This is a genomic window from Bacillus sp. EB V-12 (genome assembly GCF_056158125.1).
The window spans coordinates 145,672-163,307 of the sequence record NZ_JBUXJL010000004.1 but is presented as its reverse complement, the minus strand read 5'-3'; the positions used below and the strand labels follow the sequence as shown (position 1 = coordinate 163,307).

General features: G+C 34.6%; 20 protein-coding genes. 14 read left to right on the top strand and 6 right to left on the bottom strand.

Annotated features, from left to right (window positions below; genetic code table 11):
• The first annotated feature begins 137 nt into the window (after positions 1–137).
• The 7 genes from ACZDYH_RS16100 (at position 138) to ACZDYH_RS16070 (ending at position 7,792) form a co-directional block, all read left to right on the top strand.
• Positions 138–1,313 (top strand): NAD(P)/FAD-dependent oxidoreductase, encoded by a 1,176-nt coding sequence (locus ACZDYH_RS16100; protein ID WP_001215265.1) that lies wholly within the window; start codon positions 138–140, stop codon positions 1,311–1,313.
• Entirely contained in the window at positions 1,310–2,347 is a 1,038-nt protein-coding gene (locus ACZDYH_RS16095) for a proline racemase family protein (protein WP_001257540.1), read from the top strand. Before ACZDYH_RS16100 ends, ACZDYH_RS16095 begins: the two co-directional genes overlap by 4 nt.
• A complete protein-coding gene (locus ACZDYH_RS16090; RefSeq protein ID WP_097987240.1) occupies positions 2,344–3,285 on the top strand; it encodes a proline racemase family protein in 942 nt (313 codons plus the stop codon). Before ACZDYH_RS16095 ends, ACZDYH_RS16090 begins: the two co-directional genes overlap by 4 nt.
• A 22-nt stretch (positions 3,286–3,307) precedes the next feature.
• Entirely contained in the window at positions 3,308–4,204 is an 897-nt protein-coding gene (dapA, locus tag ACZDYH_RS16085; protein ID WP_061113185.1) for a 4-hydroxy-tetrahydrodipicolinate synthase, read from the top strand.
• A gap of 17 nt (positions 4,205–4,221) precedes the next feature.
• Entirely contained in the window at positions 4,222–5,706 is a 1,485-nt protein-coding gene (locus ACZDYH_RS16080) for an aldehyde dehydrogenase family protein (protein WP_000920975.1), read from the top strand.
• 130 nt (positions 5,707–5,836) lie between these two features.
• Positions 5,837–7,327: an alanine/glycine:cation symporter family protein gene (locus ACZDYH_RS16075; RefSeq protein ID WP_006920613.1), complete on the top strand. Its 1,491-nt coding sequence runs from the start codon at positions 5,837–5,839 to the stop codon at positions 7,325–7,327.
• Between the two features lie 72 nt (positions 7,328–7,399).
• Entirely contained in the window at positions 7,400–7,792 is a 393-nt protein-coding gene (locus ACZDYH_RS16070; RefSeq protein WP_001999958.1) for a carboxymuconolactone decarboxylase family protein, read from the top strand.
• 153 nt (positions 7,793–7,945) lie between these two features.
• On the opposite strand, the gene ACZDYH_RS16065 is transcribed toward ACZDYH_RS16070, so the two are convergent.
• Together ACZDYH_RS16065 and ACZDYH_RS16060 are read right to left on the bottom strand one after the other, a co-directional pair.
• On the bottom strand, positions 7,946–8,242 hold the full coding sequence (locus ACZDYH_RS16065; protein ID WP_080120270.1) for a P-loop NTPase family protein: 297 nt from the start codon (positions 8,240–8,242) through the stop codon (positions 7,946–7,948).
• 61 nt (positions 8,243–8,303) lie between these two features.
• The gene (locus ACZDYH_RS16060; RefSeq protein WP_006920616.1) at positions 8,304–8,945 is read right to left on the bottom strand and encodes an HD domain-containing protein; all 642 of its coding nucleotides are present in this window, start codon (positions 8,943–8,945) and stop codon (positions 8,304–8,306) included.
• 105 nt (positions 8,946–9,050) lie between these two features.
• On the opposite strand from ACZDYH_RS16060, the gene ACZDYH_RS16055 reads away from it, so the two are divergent.
• From ACZDYH_RS16055 to ppaC, 3 genes are all read left to right on the top strand, one after another.
• Positions 9,051–9,554, top strand: coding sequence for a GNAT family N-acetyltransferase (locus ACZDYH_RS16055; RefSeq protein WP_006920617.1), 504 nt, complete (start codon positions 9,051–9,053; stop codon positions 9,552–9,554).
• 246 nt (positions 9,555–9,800) lie between these two features.
• Positions 9,801–10,466 carry a lytic polysaccharide monooxygenase gene (locus ACZDYH_RS16050; protein ID WP_000742279.1) on the top strand — a complete coding sequence of 222 codons (666 nt, stop codon included), beginning with the start codon at positions 9,801–9,803 and terminating at the stop codon, positions 10,464–10,466.
• Between the two features lie 159 nt (positions 10,467–10,625).
• The gene (ppaC, locus tag ACZDYH_RS16045) at positions 10,626–11,555 is read left to right on the top strand and encodes a manganese-dependent inorganic pyrophosphatase (protein WP_000416873.1); all 930 of its coding nucleotides are present in this window, start codon (positions 10,626–10,628) and stop codon (positions 11,553–11,555) included.
• 323 nt (positions 11,556–11,878) lie between these two features.
• Here the strand turns inward: ppaC and ACZDYH_RS16040 are convergent, their stop codons facing one another.
• Entirely contained in the window at positions 11,879–12,067 is a 189-nt protein-coding gene (locus ACZDYH_RS16040) for a DUF4017 family protein (RefSeq protein WP_000789485.1), read from the bottom strand.
• A 243-nt stretch (positions 12,068–12,310) separates the two neighbouring features.
• On the opposite strand from ACZDYH_RS16040, the gene ACZDYH_RS16035 reads away from it, so the two are divergent.
• From ACZDYH_RS16035 to ACZDYH_RS16020, 4 genes are all read left to right on the top strand, one after another.
• Positions 12,311–12,760: a DUF6884 domain-containing protein gene (locus ACZDYH_RS16035; protein WP_000820903.1), complete on the top strand. Its 450-nt coding sequence runs from the start codon at positions 12,311–12,313 to the stop codon at positions 12,758–12,760.
• A gap of 289 nt (positions 12,761–13,049) precedes the next feature.
• Positions 13,050–13,784, top strand: coding sequence for an N-acetylmuramoyl-L-alanine amidase (locus ACZDYH_RS16030; RefSeq protein ID WP_006920619.1), 735 nt, complete (start codon positions 13,050–13,052; stop codon positions 13,782–13,784).
• A gap of 428 nt (positions 13,785–14,212) precedes the next feature.
• Complete coding sequence (locus ACZDYH_RS16025) at positions 14,213–15,043, top strand: GH25 family lysozyme (protein ID WP_366982225.1); 831 nt, start codon at positions 14,213–14,215, stop codon at positions 15,041–15,043.
• A 161-nt stretch (positions 15,044–15,204) separates the two neighbouring features.
• The gene (locus tag ACZDYH_RS16020; protein WP_006920628.1) at positions 15,205–15,393 is read left to right on the top strand and encodes a hypothetical protein; all 189 of its coding nucleotides are present in this window, start codon (positions 15,205–15,207) and stop codon (positions 15,391–15,393) included.
• Here ACZDYH_RS16020 and ACZDYH_RS16015 read toward each other — a convergent pair.
• From ACZDYH_RS16015 to ACZDYH_RS16005, 3 genes are all read right to left on the bottom strand, one after another.
• Positions 15,378–15,830 carry a hypothetical protein gene (locus ACZDYH_RS16015; RefSeq protein WP_000877572.1) on the bottom strand — a complete coding sequence of 151 codons (453 nt, stop codon included), beginning with the start codon at positions 15,828–15,830 and terminating at the stop codon, positions 15,378–15,380. The genes ACZDYH_RS16020 and ACZDYH_RS16015 overlap by 16 nt on opposite strands.
• Positions 15,831–15,964: 134 nt before the next feature.
• Positions 15,965–16,321: a hypothetical protein gene (locus tag ACZDYH_RS16010; RefSeq protein ID WP_000606231.1), complete on the bottom strand. Its 357-nt coding sequence runs from the start codon at positions 16,319–16,321 to the stop codon at positions 15,965–15,967.
• Between the two features lie 178 nt (positions 16,322–16,499).
• On the bottom strand, positions 16,500–17,123 hold the full coding sequence (locus tag ACZDYH_RS16005) for a hypothetical protein (RefSeq protein WP_000287728.1): 624 nt from the start codon (positions 17,121–17,123) through the stop codon (positions 16,500–16,502).
• Between the last annotated feature and the right edge of the window lie 513 nt (positions 17,124–17,636).

The following is a 17,636-nucleotide window of genomic DNA, read 5'->3' as shown; positions in this document are numbered from 1 at the left end:
AATAATACACCTATTCACTATAAATTTAAAATATTTTTACAAATAAAAATATTATTTATAAAAATTGTATATGTACAGAATTGGCACGTCAATTGCATAAAAAGAAAGTGAGAGGGCTAGGAAAGGAGGAGTATATTGTGAGGCACTGCGACGTTTTAATTATAGGTGGTGGAATAATAGGGTGTTCTATCGCTTATTACACTTCAAAATACGGAAGAGACGTAACAATCATTGAAAAAGGGGAATTTGTCAGCGGGACGTCTTCACGGTGTGATGGGAATATTTTGGCCATTGATAAAGACCCAGGATTTGATAGTCAAATGTCTTTAGTAAGTCAAAAATTAGTAACTGATTTAAGTGAAGAATTAGAGCATTCATTTGAATATAGGGCACCAGGAAGTATTCTCGTATGTGAGTCAGACGAAGAGATGGAAGCTGCGCAGCAATGGGTAAATCGGCAAAAAGAAGCTGGATTACCGTTTCGAATGCTTGATAGGCAAGATATAAGGGAAGAGTCGCCTTTTTTTGCTGAGGATTTATTAGGCGGTTTAGAATGTGCGACGGATTCAACTGTGAATCCATATCTCCTTGCTTTCTCGCTTCTGTCAGAGGCACAAAAGTTTGGCGCAAAAGCTTTTAAGCAGACGGAAGTAAAGAGTATGGAAATAGAGACGGATGGTTCATTTGTTGTAGAAACTACGAATGGAACTTTTACAGCACAACAAGTTGTAAATGCAGCCGGTGTGTGGGCTCCTAAGATTGGTCAGATGTTAAATATAAATATACCAATTGAACCGAGAAAAGGGCATATTATTGTAGCTTCAAGGCAACAACACGTAGGATGCCGTAAAGTAATGGAATTCGGTTATTTAATTTCTAAATTTGGCGGAAAACGAAAAGTAGATGCTTTAACTGAAAAATACGGGGTTGCGCTCGTATTTGAGCCTACTGAAAGTCAAAATTTCTTAATTGGTAGTAGTCGTGAATTTGTAGGATTTCATACGAGGATAAATAATGAAGTCATTAAATGTATCGCAAATAGAGCAATTCGCTTTTATCCGAAAATGGCAGATATGATGGTAATTCGTTCTTACGCTGGTTTACGTCCGTGGACAGAAGATCATTTACCGATTATTTCACGAGTGGAACATATTCCGAATTATTTCATTGCCGCTGGACATGAAGGTGATGGGATTAGTCTTGCAGCAGTTACTGGAAAAGTAATTGAAGAGTTATTAAATGAAAAAGAGACAATTATTCCTATTGAACCACTTCGTTTGAGTCGTTTTACAGAAAGGGTGTTAAACAGATGAGGTCACAAAGAGTCTTTACGACGATTGATACACACACAGGTGGGAATCCAACGAGGACATTAATTAGTGGACTTCCAAAGTTGATTGGAGAGACGATGGCAGAGAAGATGTTACATATGAAAAAGGAGTATGATTGGATTCGAAAATTGTTAATGAATGAACCGCGTGGTCATGATGTAATGTCAGGAGCATTATTAACAGACCCGTGTCATCCTGAGGCTGATATAGGTGTTATATACATAGAGACAGGTGGATATTTACCGATGTGTGGTCACGATACAATCGGTGTATGTACAGCGTTAGTTGAATCAGGTTTAATTCCGGTAGTTGAACCGATTACTTCTTTAAAACTAGATACACCGGCTGGCTTAGTTGAAGTAGATATTGCTGTTCAAGATGGAAAAGCAAAAGAAGTATCTTTCTGTAACATACCAGCTTTTTTATTGAAAAATATTACTGTACAAGTGAAAGACATTGGGACTATAGAGGCTGATATTGCGTATGGAGGGAATTTTTATGCCATTATTGATGCGAAATCAGTAGATCTAGAATTAGTACCAGAAAATGCATCTACAATCATCGATAAGGCGATTCATATAAGAAACACAATTAATGAGAAGTTTGAAATCACTCATCCAGAGTATTCGTTTATAAGAGGATTAACACATGTTGAATTTTATACAGATCCTACTCATGAATGTGCGCATGTGAAAAATACAGTTGTTGTACCACCAGGCGGAATAGATCGATCTCCATGCGGTACAGGAACATCTGCGAAGCTAGCTGTATTATACGCTCAGAAAGAAATCGAAATTGGTGAAGAGTTCATTCATGAGAGTATCGTTGGTTCTTTATTTAAAGGATATGTCATGAATACGACACATGTTGAAAATATTGAAGCTGTCATAACGAAAATTACGGGATCAGCTTGGCTTATGGGTATGCATAGATTTTTTTACAATGAAATGGATCCACTTAAAGAAGGATTTTTGCTAATTCCGCCGATGGAACATGAAACGGAGGATATAAAATGAACATTCAAAAAATGTATACAGCAGTAGACGTACATGTAAATGGCGAGGCATTTCGTGTAATGAAAGACGTACCATGCAAATACTACTACAGTTTGGAGCAATTAAATGAACAATTTTCAGGTGAATTAGCAGAAGAGATGAAGCTTTTATTAAATGAACCACGTGGTTTTATCGGTTTGAATGGGTGTATTGTCGTTCCATCTATCCATAATGAAGTGGATGCAGCTGTATTATTTTTTAATCATGAAGGTTCGGTTCCGCTTCATTATGGAGGCATTGTTGCAGTAATAACGATGTTACTCGAAAGTGGGTATTTAAAAAAGAGAGAGTCCAATCAATACAAAATTGAAACGTTATCTGGAATATTTTTAGTTCATGCGTATGTAGAGAATGATGAAGTTATATCGGTTTCGTTTGAAAGCAAACTATGCTATATGATTGAGGAAAATTTACAGGTTGGTAATGTAAGTTATTCTCTCATACAAGCAGATAAAGTATATGCAGTTGTAGAGAAAGGTACGTATTCGCCAGAAATTCGTGTTGAAAACATTTCTGAATTGAAAAGATGGGGAGAAGCTACACTACAGACTATACAAAAACAGTCGCTAATAAAAAGGCTTATTTTAGTAGATCCTTCGCAAAAAGAAAAGAATCATATAAAATCGATTACATTTCATGAAGATAACTTTATTGTCCGTTCACCGGGGTTTGTTTCTTCTATTGTTTCTTATGTTCATGCATTATTTAAAAATGATTATATGGCGGATCAACCTTTTAAAAATGAAAGTATATTTAATAGTTTTATAATTGTGGAAAAAGTGAAGAAGGAGGAACTAGGATACATTTTCCGTTTTGAAAGTAGAGGATTTATTACAGGGATGCAGACGTTTCTATTAGACCCTACGGATCCATTTCCAGCAGGTTTCTTATTAAAATAAAATGTGATAGGGAGAGATAAATATGCAAAAAATTAAAGGGGCATTTCCAGTATTAATAACACCGATGGATGAATTTCAGGAAATTAATTGGGATGGGGTAAAGCAAAATGTAAATTACTTTATCGAACAAAACGTTGCAGGTATCATCATTAATGGAAGTACAGGAGAATTTGTAAGTTTATCAAAAGAAGAACGATTTAAAATGGTAGAAACCGTGTTGAAAGAAATTGATGGCCGTATTCCAGTCATTGTTGGAACTGCAGCAGAGACGACGAAAGAAACAATTGAATATACGAAACATGCAGAAGCGCACGGAGCGGATTGTGCATTAATTATAAACTCTTACTATTGTAAACCGAAGGAAGAGGAGATTTATTTTCATTTTAAAGAAATCTCAAACTCTGTAAATATACCAATTATGTTATACAATAATCCATTTACTTCTGGTGTTGATATGAGTACAGAGCTAATGCTCCGTATTGGAAAAGAGTGTGAAAATGTTACACATATTAAAGAATCTAGCGGAGATATTCGAAAAGCAAGAGATTTAGTAAGACAAAGTGAAGGGGCTTTCCAAGTCTTCTGTGGTTCTGAAGATTTAGTTATGGAATCATATTTAGTTGGTGCCTCGGGATGGGTTTCAGTAGCAGGAAATATCGTTCCCGGTCTCGTTACAAAAATGTATGAGCATTTTCAAAATGGTGAATTAGAAAAGGCGTGGGAAATAAACGATGCTATTTTACCACTTTGCGAGTTTCTTGAAGGATCAGGGAAATATGTTCAAATCGTTAAACGTTCTATGGAATTACATGGGCAAGCCGGAGGACCTTCTCGCTATCCAAGACTAGGGTTAACTGCTGACGAAGATCAAAAGCTTCAAATGATTTTATCAAATATTGCAGCTCATGCAGCTGTTTAAATAAGGAGGAGAACATAATGTTAAAGACAAATATTGAGCTGAAACCAAAAGTGGAAGCGTTCTTAAATGAAGAAATTAAAATGTTTATTAATGGCGAATTTGTTTCTGCTATTGGCGGAAAGACGTTTGAAACGTATAATCCGGCTACAGAAGATGTTCTAGCTGTCGTATGTGAAGCGCAAGAAGAGGATATTGATGCTGCAGTAAAAGCGGCAAGATCTGCATTTGAATCTGGTCCGTGGGCAGAAATGACTACTGCTGAAAGAGCGCATCTTATTTATAAATTAGCAGATTTAATTGAAGAACATAGAGAAGAATTAGCGCAACTAGAAGCTTTAGATAATGGAAAGCCATATCAAGTAGCACTTGATGATGATATTTCAGCGACTGTAGAAAATTATCGTTATTACGCAGGATGGGCTACAAAAATTATTGGGCAAACCATACCAATTTCAAAAGATTACTTAAATTACACGAGACATGAACCTGTGGGTGTTGTAGGTCAGATTATTCCGTGGAATTTTCCGCTCGTTATGTCTTCTTGGAAAATGGGAGCTGCACTGGCGACAGGTTGTACGATCGTATTAAAGCCAGCAGAGCAAACGCCTTTATCTTTACTGTATACAGCGAAACTCTTTAAAGAGGCTGGATTTCCAAACGGTGTTGTAAACTTTGTACCAGGATTTGGTCCTGAAGCAGGGACGGCAATTGTAAATCACCATGACATTGATAAAGTTGCTTTTACAGGATCTACTGTTACTGGAAAGTATATTATGCGTCAGTCTGCAGAAATGATTAAGCATGTAACGTTAGAGCTTGGCGGAAAATCACCAAATATCATTTTAGAAGATGCGGACTTGGAAGAAGCAATTAATGGTGCATTCCAAGGTATTATGTATAATCACGGTCAAAATTGTAGCGCAGGATCACGTGTGTTTGTTCATCGTAAACATTATGAAACTGTAGTAGATGCACTTGTGAAAATGGCGAACAACGTAAAACTTGGAGCAGGTATGGATAAAGAAACGGAAATGGGTCCACTCGTATCTAAGAAACAACAAGAGCGTGTGTTACATTACATTGAGCAAGGGAAGAAAGAAGGTGCTACAGTTGCGGCTGGTGGTGAACGTGCGCTTGAAAAAGGTTATTTCGTTAAGCCAACTGTATTCACAGACGTTACAGACGATATGACAATCGTTAAGGAAGAAATATTTGGACCAGTTGTTGTTGTACTTCCATTTGATTCGACAGAAGAAGTAATTGAACGAGCGAACAACTCATCCTATGGCCTTGCTGCGGGTGTATGGACGCAAAATATCAAAACGGGTCATCAAGTGGCAAATAAATTAAAAGCAGGAACAGTATGGATTAATGATTATAACTTAGAAAATGCAGCTGCACCATTTGGTGGATACAAACAATCTGGTATTGGCCGCGAATTAGGTTCATATGCGCTTGACAATTATACAGAAGTGAAAAGTGTTTGGGTAAATATAAAGTAATAGGGCGTTTTACTGACAAAAATTGAGGGATGAAATAATGAAAGATGCGGACAACTAGAAAGTTTGATAATAGTTGTCCGTTTTCTTATATACAAAATTGCTTTTTAAAAAAATGATAAGGGGGATTTGGATGGAGAATTTAGTAGAATGGTTAGTAGGGCAAGTGTGGAGTATCGGTTTAGTTGTTTTTGCATTAGGGGCAGGCGTATATTTCACGATTGCAACACGCTTTTTGCAAATTCGTTATTTTAAAGAGATGATTAAACTATTATTTGAAGGAAAGAGTTCAGAGACGGGGATATCATCTTTTCAGGCATTTTGTTTAGCCTTATCAGGAAGAGTTGGAATTGGTAATATTGCAGGGGTAGCGACAGCAATTGCTTTCGGCGGGCCTGGAGCTGTATTTTGGATGTGGGTAATGGCTTTGTTAGGGGCAGCGAGTGCGTTTGTTGAATCAACATTATCTCAAGTATACAAAAGTAAAGTAGGGAATGAATATCGCGGCGGTACTCCATATTTCATTGAGAAAGGTTTAAAAATGAAATGGTTTGCAGTCATTGTAGCGGTAGTTGTAACACTTTCATATGGCATGTTATTACCAGGTATTCAATCTAGTAGTATCGCAGTTGGATTCGAAAACTCTAATGGTATTAACAAATATATAACTGGTATATTTTTAGTCGTGTTACTAGCAGCAATTATTTTTGGTGGTGTAAAGAGAATTGCTGGCGTTTCTCAAATGCTTGTTCCATTTATGGCAATTGGTTATGTAATTGTTACATGTATCATATTAATTGCGAATGTAACGGAGATTCCAAGTATGTTTGCTTTAATTTTCTCTAGCGCATTTGGTGTAAATGAAATGTTTGGTGGAATTGTTGGTGCAGCTATTGCATGGGGTGTAAAACGCGCTGTATTTTCAAACGTTGCTGGTGTCGGAGAAGCAACGTATAGTTCGGCTGCTGCTGAAGTATCGCATCCTGCAAAACAAGGATTAGTTCAAGCGTTTTCCGTATATATCGATACAATTGTCGTATGTACAGCGACAGCTCTTATGATATTAATTACAGGTATGTATAATGTTATACCTGAAGGGAAAAGCGCTATTGTAAAAAACATAGGAAATGTGGAAGCAGGTCCAATTTATACGCAACAAGCAGTTGAAACTGTGATGACAGGGTTTGGTCCAATATTTATTTCAATTGCAATTTTCTTTTTTGCATTTACAACGTTACTCGCTTATTACTATATTGCTGAAACGACACTTACTTATTTAGATCGTCAATTGAAGTATGGCTGGTTAAAACCAGTTTTAAAATTTGGATTTTTAATTATGGTTTACATCGGTAGTGTTGAATCAGCGTCGCTTTTATGGAATCTCGGAGATTTAGGAATCGGTAGTATGGCATGGTTAAACTTAATCGCGATTCTATTATTAAGTAAAATCGCATTAAAAGTGTTAAAAGACTATGAAACGCAGAAAAAAGAAGGGAAAGATCCAGTATTTAATCCTAAAAATGTGGGGATTGAAGGATTAACATTTTGGGAAGAAAGAAGTAAAGAGGTTGAAAGAAAAAGTTCTAGAGAAAAAGTTATTGTAGATGATAATTTAAAATTATAATGTAAATTAACTGAAAATTCTTAATTTAAAAGAAGGTATATTGCCTCCATTTCATCGCATACTACAATAGGTATGGATAATATGACTGGAGGGAATAAGATGGAACATGAGCAACATAGTTCGATAAATGATATTCTACATCATTATAAAGAAGGTATAGGTAGTTTTACAAATCAAATTCCTGAAATCGCTGAGACATATAATGCGTTCACGCAAGCTTGTTTTCAAGAGGGTGCTTTAACAAAAAGAGAAAAACAACTTATTGCATTAGGAATTAGTTTAGCAACGCAAGATGAGTATTGTACAATTTATCATACAAAAGGTTGTCTTGATCAAGGATGTTCGGATAAAGAGATTTTGGAAGCATGTGGTGTTTCAGCAGCATTTGCTGGCGGAGCTGCGATGAGTCAAGCGGTAACTTTAGTGCAAGAGTGTTTAACAGAACTGAAAAATCAAAAGCATTGAATAAAAAAACGTTTTAAACTTTATGTTTAAAACGTTTTTTATGTGAAATTAAATTTGAGTATAAAAATTATCTAGGATGGGTTCAATTTATGGTTATACAATAATGGGAGAATTTTAAATTTAGTAGGAATGAGAAATAACAACTATTTAATCTTAAGGTTTTGTAAAAAGCTTCAATTGCTTCATATAGTCAATGGCTTTTGTTTTATTTTTCTGTTTAGAAACATAATGTGCCTCATTAAAATCTCTATAGTAACTGTTAACTACTTCTTCAGAAAGAGCACCGTCAGAGATAGCTCTTTTAACCGCGCAGTTTGGTTCATTTGTATGTGAACAGTTAGAAAATTTACATCTCATAGAAATCTCTTTTATATCTTCATATCCAAAATCAAAATTCATCTCAAGGTTTATCAAGTCAAATCCTATTTTACTAATAAGAAATCCCTCCACTTTTGAAAGAGTTTTTTAGAAACATACATACAAATTTTATCGTTTTCAATTTGTATGCAATTTAATATTCTATATCTTCATAAATAGATTTTTCTACATCAGGAAGAACTGTGTATATACTCTTACCGATTAAAGATTCTAATTCTTTCTTAATCGCATAAAACCCTTTCCAATGTAAAGATGTATGAGATGTTGTACCATGACGCAAACCAACAGAAATTAATCTTCTTTCCAGCGTAGTAAAGCCATCCGCATCAGCAAGAGCGTCACAAAGAGTAATTACTTTATTGTATAAATCGTAGTTACAATGTTCATTTAATATTTCAACTAACCGGCTTCTCATATGGTCAGGAACGAGACTCCACTCCGCTGCGATATTTATATGTTCATTTTTGCATGGGAATGAGTGTGTCACACAAATAACAGCGTTTCCTGTATACCCTAAATCATTCATATACATATAACCATCATAGGAATGAATAACCGATTTGGTAAAACCTTTGTATCTTCCGATATCATGCAAAAGGGCAGCATTATATGCTATGTCAGCATCTAGCTTGTACCCTTTTTTTATAAGTTCTATAATTATGTTTTCAGTTGCATGAGCAACATGTAGTGAATGTTCAAACCAAGGGCCCGGGTTTTGTTCATATGCCCATTCGAGTAATTCTTTTGCGTACGTTCTATCTAATATATATTTCATATCGTTATCCTTTCACAAAAAATCATATCTTTCTATAAATTCATCTTATTATTTCATTATTCCTTCTTTAAAAATTGTTACAATGAAACAAAAGGGGGAAAAGTAATGCGAAATTTAGTAATTGAAGAAATTAAGCAACTAGAAAATGATATGGAAGAACTTTCGAAACTTTTAAAAATGGTTGTAAATGATGGGGCATCAATTGGTTTTTTGCCTCCACTGGAACAAAAAGACGCAACAAAGTATTGGCGAACAGTATTAGCGCCAGAAGTGATATTGTATGTGGCTAAAATAAACAACGAAGTAGCAGGGAGTATTCAATTACAATTAGTTACTAAGCCTAACGGAATTCATAGAGCCGAGATTTGCAAATTAATGACTCATCCAAACTTTAGACGTAACGGTATTGGACGATCGCTTATGCAAAAAGCAGAGGAACGAGCAAAGCAAGAAAACAGGTCTCTTTTAGTATTAGATACTAGAGAAGGAGATCCTTCCAATAAACTGTACAAATTACTAGACTACCAAGAAGTTGGAACAATACCAGGGTATGCAATTTCTCCGAATGGTAAGTTAGATGCTACGGTTATTTATTATAAAAACATTTAAGGTATAATCAAACGGGGGGAGTGCTTAATTATTAGTAAGTGAATAATAAACAACTATTTTTAACACAGTCTATATTTTTCTGGCGGTGTTAAAATAGTTAATTATAATCTAATTAACGCACTAAATGAATTTGAGAAAGTTTTTAGAGGGTTCTTTTAGTAATGATTCTCGTCTTATAATAAATGTAGAGAAGATGACTAGCCAACTATAGTTATTTTCGCTTTATTATCGGAAGGGGATGAAAGTATGAAAAAGAATAGTTTACAAAAGATGAAGAAAGTTATTTTAAGTGGTGGAGTATTACTTACGGGATTATTAACATTTGGATTTTCAGAAAAGGCTTCAGCTCATGGATATGTAGAATCACCAGCGAGCCGATCTTATTTATGTAAGCAAGGGGTAAATGTAAATTGTGGACCGATTCAATATGAACCACAAAGCGTAGAAGGGATAGGTGGATTTCCGCAACTAGGACCTTCTGATGGACAAATTGCAGGGGCTGGTCATTTTCCCGCTTTAGATGTTCAAACTGTAGATAGGTGGAAGAAAGTTACGTTAAATGGCGGGACGAATACATTCAAGTGGAAACTAACGGCTCCTCATAGTACAAAAGAGTGGAAATATTATATTACGAAAAAAGGTTGGAATCCAAATAAACCTTTAACGCGATCAGATTTAGATTTAGTGCCATTCTATGTGAAAAATGACGGTGGAGCTAGACCAGGGACAACAGTAACGCACGAAGCAAATGTACCAACTGACCGTAGTGGATACCATCTTATTTTAGCTGTTTGGGAAATTGCAGACACTGGAAATGCGTTTTATCAAGTTATAGATGTAAACCTTTTGAATAATGGCTTATCCTCAAATTTCGCTTTTAACAATGTAGTGCAAGCTCCTACACTATTTTAATTGAAACATACATTTCGATCATCTAATTCATTTTAGATGATTTTTTTATGAAAATGATGAAAAATATAGAAGAAAGTGCAATTATTTATAAAAAAATATGCTTTAAATATTGTCATATTTGCTTCTTTAAGATATCCTTTTCATGAAGAGGTGGAAAACATGGAAAAAGTACTAGTTTTCGGGCATAAAAACCCAGATACAGATGCAATTTGTTCTGCAATTGCTTATGCAGAATTGAAAAAAGAATTAGGAATGAATGCTGAGCCTGTACGTTTAGGCGAAATCAGCGGTGAAACTCAATTTGCGTTAGACTATTTTAAAGTAGAAGGACCGCGTTTTGTTGAGACAGTAGCAAGCGAAGTGGACAACGTTATTTTAGTTGACCATAACGAGCGTCAACAAAGTGCTAACGATATCGAATCAGTTCGTGTGTTAGAAGTTATTGACCATCACCGTATTGCTAACTTTGAAACAAGCGATCCTATATACTATCGTTGTGAGCCAGTTGGCTGTACAGCTACAATCTTAAACAAAATGTACAAAGAAAATGGCGTAACAATTCGTAAAGAAGTTGCAGGTTTAATGTTATCTGCAATCATTTCAGATTCTTTACTATTCAAATCTCCAACTTGCACAGAACAAGACGTAGCAGCTGCTCGTGAATTAGCGCAAATCGCTGGTGTAGATGCAGATAACTACGGCTTAGAAATGTTAAAAGCTGGTGCTGACTTAAGCGGAAAAACAATGGAGCAATTAATCTCTCTTGACGCTAAAGAATTCCAAATGGGTAATGCGAAAGTTGAAATCGCACAAGTAAACGCTGTTGATACAAACGACGTTCTTGTACACCAAGCGGAACTTGAAAAAGTAATCTCTGCAGTAGTAGAAGAAAAAGGTTTAGACCTATTCTTATTCGTTGTAACTGATATCTTAACTAATGATTCTGTCGGTCTTGCGATCGGTAAAGCAGCAAACGTTGTTGAGAAAGCATACAACGTATCACTAGAAAACAACACAGCTACTTTAAAAGGTGTTGTATCTCGTAAAAAACAAATCGTACCAGTATTAACAGAAGCATTCCAAGCTTAATCGTATTGCGTACAGATGAACAGTAAGGACAAGTAGTCAGATTGGCTACTTGTCCTTTTTTATCTCTAAAAAACAGAAAATTAAAAACGGGAGGATTGTGTATGTTTAATGATTTGGAGAGTAAATTACAGTCACTTTTAGAACGAAATATTACGTCGGTTTCAGAATTAGAGAGCTGGCTCTCGGAGGAGCTACGTTTAAACGCTGAAATACAGAAGTTGCGTTTGACTTTTTAGAAGAAAGGATATAAAGTACTGCAAGGGTCATTCTAAATTTGATTAACGAATTAAAATAAGGATAGCGTTAGCTATCCTTATAATCGTTTATTCGTAAGATTTTTTCTTGTTTATATAAAATGTAATTATGGCAGTAATGAAGAAAATAGGTATCGCATACACTTGCCCAACAAATAACTTCCAGCCGACATAATTATAGCCTTCAGATGCTGGGATGATAACGGAAATAACGCAAACAATAAAATAGACTAATAGTGCAGGGATAATATTTTTCATTTTTATGGACCTCCTTCCTAATTTAATTAATAAATTATAATATTGCAATTTAGTTATAATAATTTGAAGAAAAAAATGCAAAAATTTTTATGGTATTATAATATTTGCAATGAGAGTGATCCATAGTACATATATGGTAAAATGTGTAATTTAAACTTTTCAGAATTATTATATAGTATTTTGAGAGAAAAATGTACAAAATAACGAATTTTATTTACCAAAGTAAAGGGAGTAGAAATATATATGAAAAGGATATGTATAATTCCATGTGGAAAAAAGAAAATTTGGGATAAACATTCAGACTACGGACCGATGGAAGCAAAAGATGTGTATATTAGTCCGTTCGGAAAAGCATGTCAGGCGTACGCAACTATGTTTTTCGAAAACTGGGTTATATTATCGGCGAAACATGGATTTTTAAGACCAAATGATATTGTATTAGAAAACTATGATCTTGCATTTGATTCAAAAAGTGATGAGGTAATAAATATAGAGCAATTACAAAAACAGATGGTAGATAAAAGTTTATTACAGTTTGACGAAATCGTCTTACTAGCAGGGAAGAAGCATAAAAAAGTAGTGACAAAGTTATATCCAGAAGAAATGATTACATATCCGCTAGAGGGGTGTAAAGGGATTGGATATATGTTGCAGAGGTTGAAAGAAGCTGTGAAGGAAGGGGAGGAAATATAGGTGTAGTTTCAGTGATTTTAAACTCTATTTATTTAGGGAGCTGAAAAGTAAAATAGAGTTTTTAGGCATCGCCGAAAGGGTGATGTTTTTTTGTTCGTGTCGTCATTCATGTAAAAGTAATTTAGAGAATAAATCATTCGATTTATGAAGCGATAGCTTTTTTATATCGAGAACAAATTGCTTCACTTCTAGAAAATGTAGGACATATGGGTACAGTTAAGATTGTAAGTGGGAATAGCAATAAGACAAGTTTTGAATAGGATATTAAGAAAGGAGATGTTGATAAATAATGGCCAGATATAGTTTGCACGGAGGACACAATAGTATTGTTCAAGGTGCTAATTTTGGGAATCGGAAAGAACACGTTTTAGATAGGCAAGTTAAAGATGCTGTGGCGACTAAGTTAAGATCCCTAGGACACACGGTTTATGACGATACGGACGAGGTAGGGGCAACTCAATCACAAAATTTAAATAATATCATTCGGAATAGCAATTCCCATGCTGTGGATTTAGTTATTTCTTTTCATCTTAATGCAAGTGATGGAAATGGACAGGGTGTTGAGGTTTTGTATTATGATCAGAAAGATTTGGCGGCTAAAATCTCAGCTCAACTAGCAAAAGATATTGGATGGCGTGATCGAGGTGCGAAACAGCGTACAGATTTAGCGGTATTAAATGGGACGAAAGCACCTGCTATTCTTATAGAATTAGGATTTATTGACAATGAATCTGATATGGCAAAATGGAATGTTGATAAAATCGCTAATTCTGTTGTATTTGCTCTTACAGGACAAACTGGAGGAGGTGCAGCGGATTTGCTCAAAGTAAAAACTGGTGGTGTAGCATTTAGTAATTTACAAGCTTTGGCTCAAGCTATGGTTGATGCGGGTATTGATGGACAAATTGTCGTTCAAAAAGATGGCATTGGTTATGCTATAACGAATGGCTATCCGTCCGGGAATATCGATAAATTTACAGCTTGGTTAGATGCACGTAAATGGTACTATGAGTACGTGAGATAAAACGAAAATTGGTTTGATTAAAAACTAAAAATTGTCTTATTTTTAGTTAACAAGTATATTAAGTAACTATAAAAATATGGACAATGTATATGTAAATTAGTACACAAAACCACCTGTCAGAAAGGTGGTTTTATTTATCAAGCTATTTGCGGGAAGTAAAATTCTCACCTCAAAATTCGGATGAAGCTAAGAAATTAAGTGGGAATTTCACTGCTCGTAGCCTCCTACTAATTATAGTTTCACTTTATATAGTTTAGAGCTTTGTAAATCTTTACTTGTTAAACCTGTAATAATATTTTGTTTTCTCAATACATAAGCCGAATTTTAAATTATTACCCAATAATATACTACCTCTCATACTATTTATTAGTTGATAATAGCAAAAAAACAAGCTTTGAATATAATAATGAAAAAGGAGATGTTAAATAATGGGTTATATTGTGGATATTTCGAAATGGAATGGCGACATTAACTGGGATATCGCAGCACCACAATTGGATTTCGTAATTGCACGTGTGCAAGATGGTTCAAACTATGTAGATCCTTTATATAAAAATTATGTACAAGCAATGAAAGTAAGGAATATTCCGTTTGGTAATTATGCGTTCTGTCGTTTCGTTTCAGTAGAGGATGCACGGATAGAAGCAAGAGACTTTTGGAACCGTGGTGATAAAAATGCAACAGTTTGGGTAGCTGACGTAGAAGTAAGAACAATGAACGATATGAGAGCGGGTGCACAAGCTTTTATTGATGAATTACGCAGATTAGGAGCTAAGAAGGCTGGTTTATATATTGCTCATCATATGTATGCTCCATTTGGAATGGCAAATATCAATTCTGATTTTGTATGGATTCCTCGTTATGGTGGTAACAAACCGGCGTATTCATGTGATATTTGGCAATACACAGAAACAGGGAATGTGGCTGGTATCGGCAAGTGTGATTTAAATAAGCTGATTGGAAATAAGCCGTTAGCTTGGTTTACAAATCCAATTGTTGAGCCGATAAAAAAACAAGAAGGGGTTGGAATTATAGTGAATAAATATAACAAAGTAGTTACTTATGAATTTGGTGTAAATTTAGTTCCTGACATGATTCAAATGATGGATAAGCTTGGATATACTTCTAAAATAATATCTCGTGGAGATAACCAAGGGCTTGTGTATTTCGAAACAGATTATCGTCAAGGGAATGAACTGGACAAAGCAACTGCTTGGTTAGATACGAAAGGAATTAAATATTTTTATGTAATCTTTTAACTCTACTTATAATATGGAGAAAATAGACTAATAAACAAGCCTTTGTATACTTTTAAACATAGAATATGATGAATTCTATTAAGGAGGAAGCAGATTCATGGGAAATACTTGTCATTGTGGTCATTCCCGAAATTGTAATACATTTTGGGATAATTTAATGTTTGGGAGATGTAGATGTAAACGCAATGATTTTCACGAATGTTGTTGCAAAGAGAAACCGAAATGTGAATGTGAAAAATGTCATTGTAAAACAAAACCGAAATGCCATTGTATTCATGAAGAGGAAGGGTATTAATAATAAAAAAGAGTACGATACGTACTCTTTTTTGGGTGATTATATTCCATCTTGAACAGATTTCTTTACAATTACCCATGTGTCTTTCTTTTTAACCGTTATAGCTACATTAGTTCCATTAGATTCCTTATAAAAGATATATCCATTGTTTGAGTTTACATATGTTACTGGTTCGCCTATGCAATCTCGCGAGCAGGATTTGTTGACCAGTTCAATTAGGGATAGTTCACTTGGATCGGTTTTGCTTGCTTCTATAACAGCATCAAGGCTTGTTTTTCGATAACCTTGCAAGTTTATATGAAAAAGCTGCTCTATTTCTCCTGTAATGCTAGTGTTCATTACTTCTACTGAATTCTTTTTTTCTTGAAGAAAGCCGTTTTCATAAAGTAATTTTGTATAGCCAATCCATGCTATTAACACTAGCATGAAAAACATACCCGTCATTTTAAGTATTCGAAGTCGTTTGCTTATAATTGTTTCTGAGTATTTCATTCACTCTAATCCTCCAATGTTTTTAATTTAAAATATGCTTGGATACATACTTTTAGAAGAGGATGAAAGTTAATGAGTTTTCAATAAAAAAGAAAACATCCAGAGTTAGATGCTTTCTTTTTTTGTATTTTTGGCTATCTGTTCGTTACTTGTTTCATAAGTGGTCTTATTTCTTTAACTGGTGGTTTCTTATCATAGGCATCAACGTAAGAAAAGTAGTAGTTTAAGTTTCTTAGAAGACCTTTTCCTATTTTTGCACTTAAGAAAGGAAATACTTGTCCGGTATAATCATCGAGAGATTTACAGTAATATTTTTCATCTAAATATATACTGTATTTACATGTTAGTTCTACTAAAGGATTCCCTTCATCATCAAATACTTCTTTAGAATCAATAATATCTATTAGTGCAAATTTTTCATTTAAGTAAACTTTCTTTTTTTTCTCGTGTTTATTTGTAAGTATAAAAACGAGACCAATTGCGTTAATCAAACTATTTCCTCCTATAAAAAACGGATATTAATAAAATATATCGATATAAGCTAAATGTAAAGAGGAGAGGTGAAATATCATAGAGAGAAAACTAAATAAGCCGATTTATGTTTGGAAATCGACTTATTTTTATCAAGTATTACTTAGTAATAATACCTACTCTGATTAAAGTTTCACTTTATTGAAATACTTGCGGGAATTGTTTTACGATTGCGTTTGTTATCATGTCGGCCATTTCCAATGCTTCTTTTTCAATTTTATCGTAAAGTTTTACTCCTGCTTCATAATCTTTATTTAGGAAGGCAAGTGCTTCTGCTTTCGTTAGTGCTAAATGTTCATAAAACATTTTTCTAAATTCTTCTTTATCTATATATGGGTTGATACTGTTAAGAAATTCAATAATTTCATCACCATTAGCGTACCATTTTTTCTCTATAGCGGCCGCTGCATTTTGATTACCAGCTTTTGCGGCTTTAACAAGATCCGCTGCAATTACTAAGTGATCTTTAATTAATGCACTATATTTTTTCACTGCATCCTCACCGTAAAATGGTTCAAGTGATAGTCCCATATGTGTTGCGTTTTGTAGAAGTCGTCCAACAGTAACGTTAACATCTGGTAAATTAAAGACTATACTTATAATAGCCAATCTCGTCCAAGCGACGTGTTGTTCCCATAAAGAACGCATATACCCTTTTAAAAAATTCTCATTTTTACTAATTCGGTAGTTCCGTACGGATAAATCATAGTTTACATAAGGGTTATGGTAGGGGGAGTAATACGATTGCCAATAAGAATACATAAATAGTAACACTCCTTTGAACATGTATAACTCAAAGTATGATGAAGATTTATTTTTAGTTACGTGTCCTAGATTATTTTTAGGGAATTTGAAATGGAGAAATTCAATGAATGGTGTTGTGGTATATATGAATAAATTGAATATAAAGTAAAAGAGGGTCTGCAAGGGAAGTTGCAGACCCTCAAAAGGGTATTGCCGAGATGTCGGACTCGACTACGTAATGTTATCATAAAATTCTTTTGAAAAAACCTGGTAAATGTGTCCAAATGAAATTAGGACCTTCATACAGTCAAAGGGACCTGCTTCCCGCGGCAGGCCCCAATAACTAGATAATGTCGATGAGCAAAAAACTCATCTGGAGTACTTTTATAGTAACAAGTAAAATGTCTTTTGTGTATTGAGAAAGAAGAATTGCATAATTATATGTGAACAATTTAACTCCCAACAATTCATGATAATCATGAATTGTTGGGAGTTAAATATGGTTATAAAATGGAGAAAAGACTTGGAAGT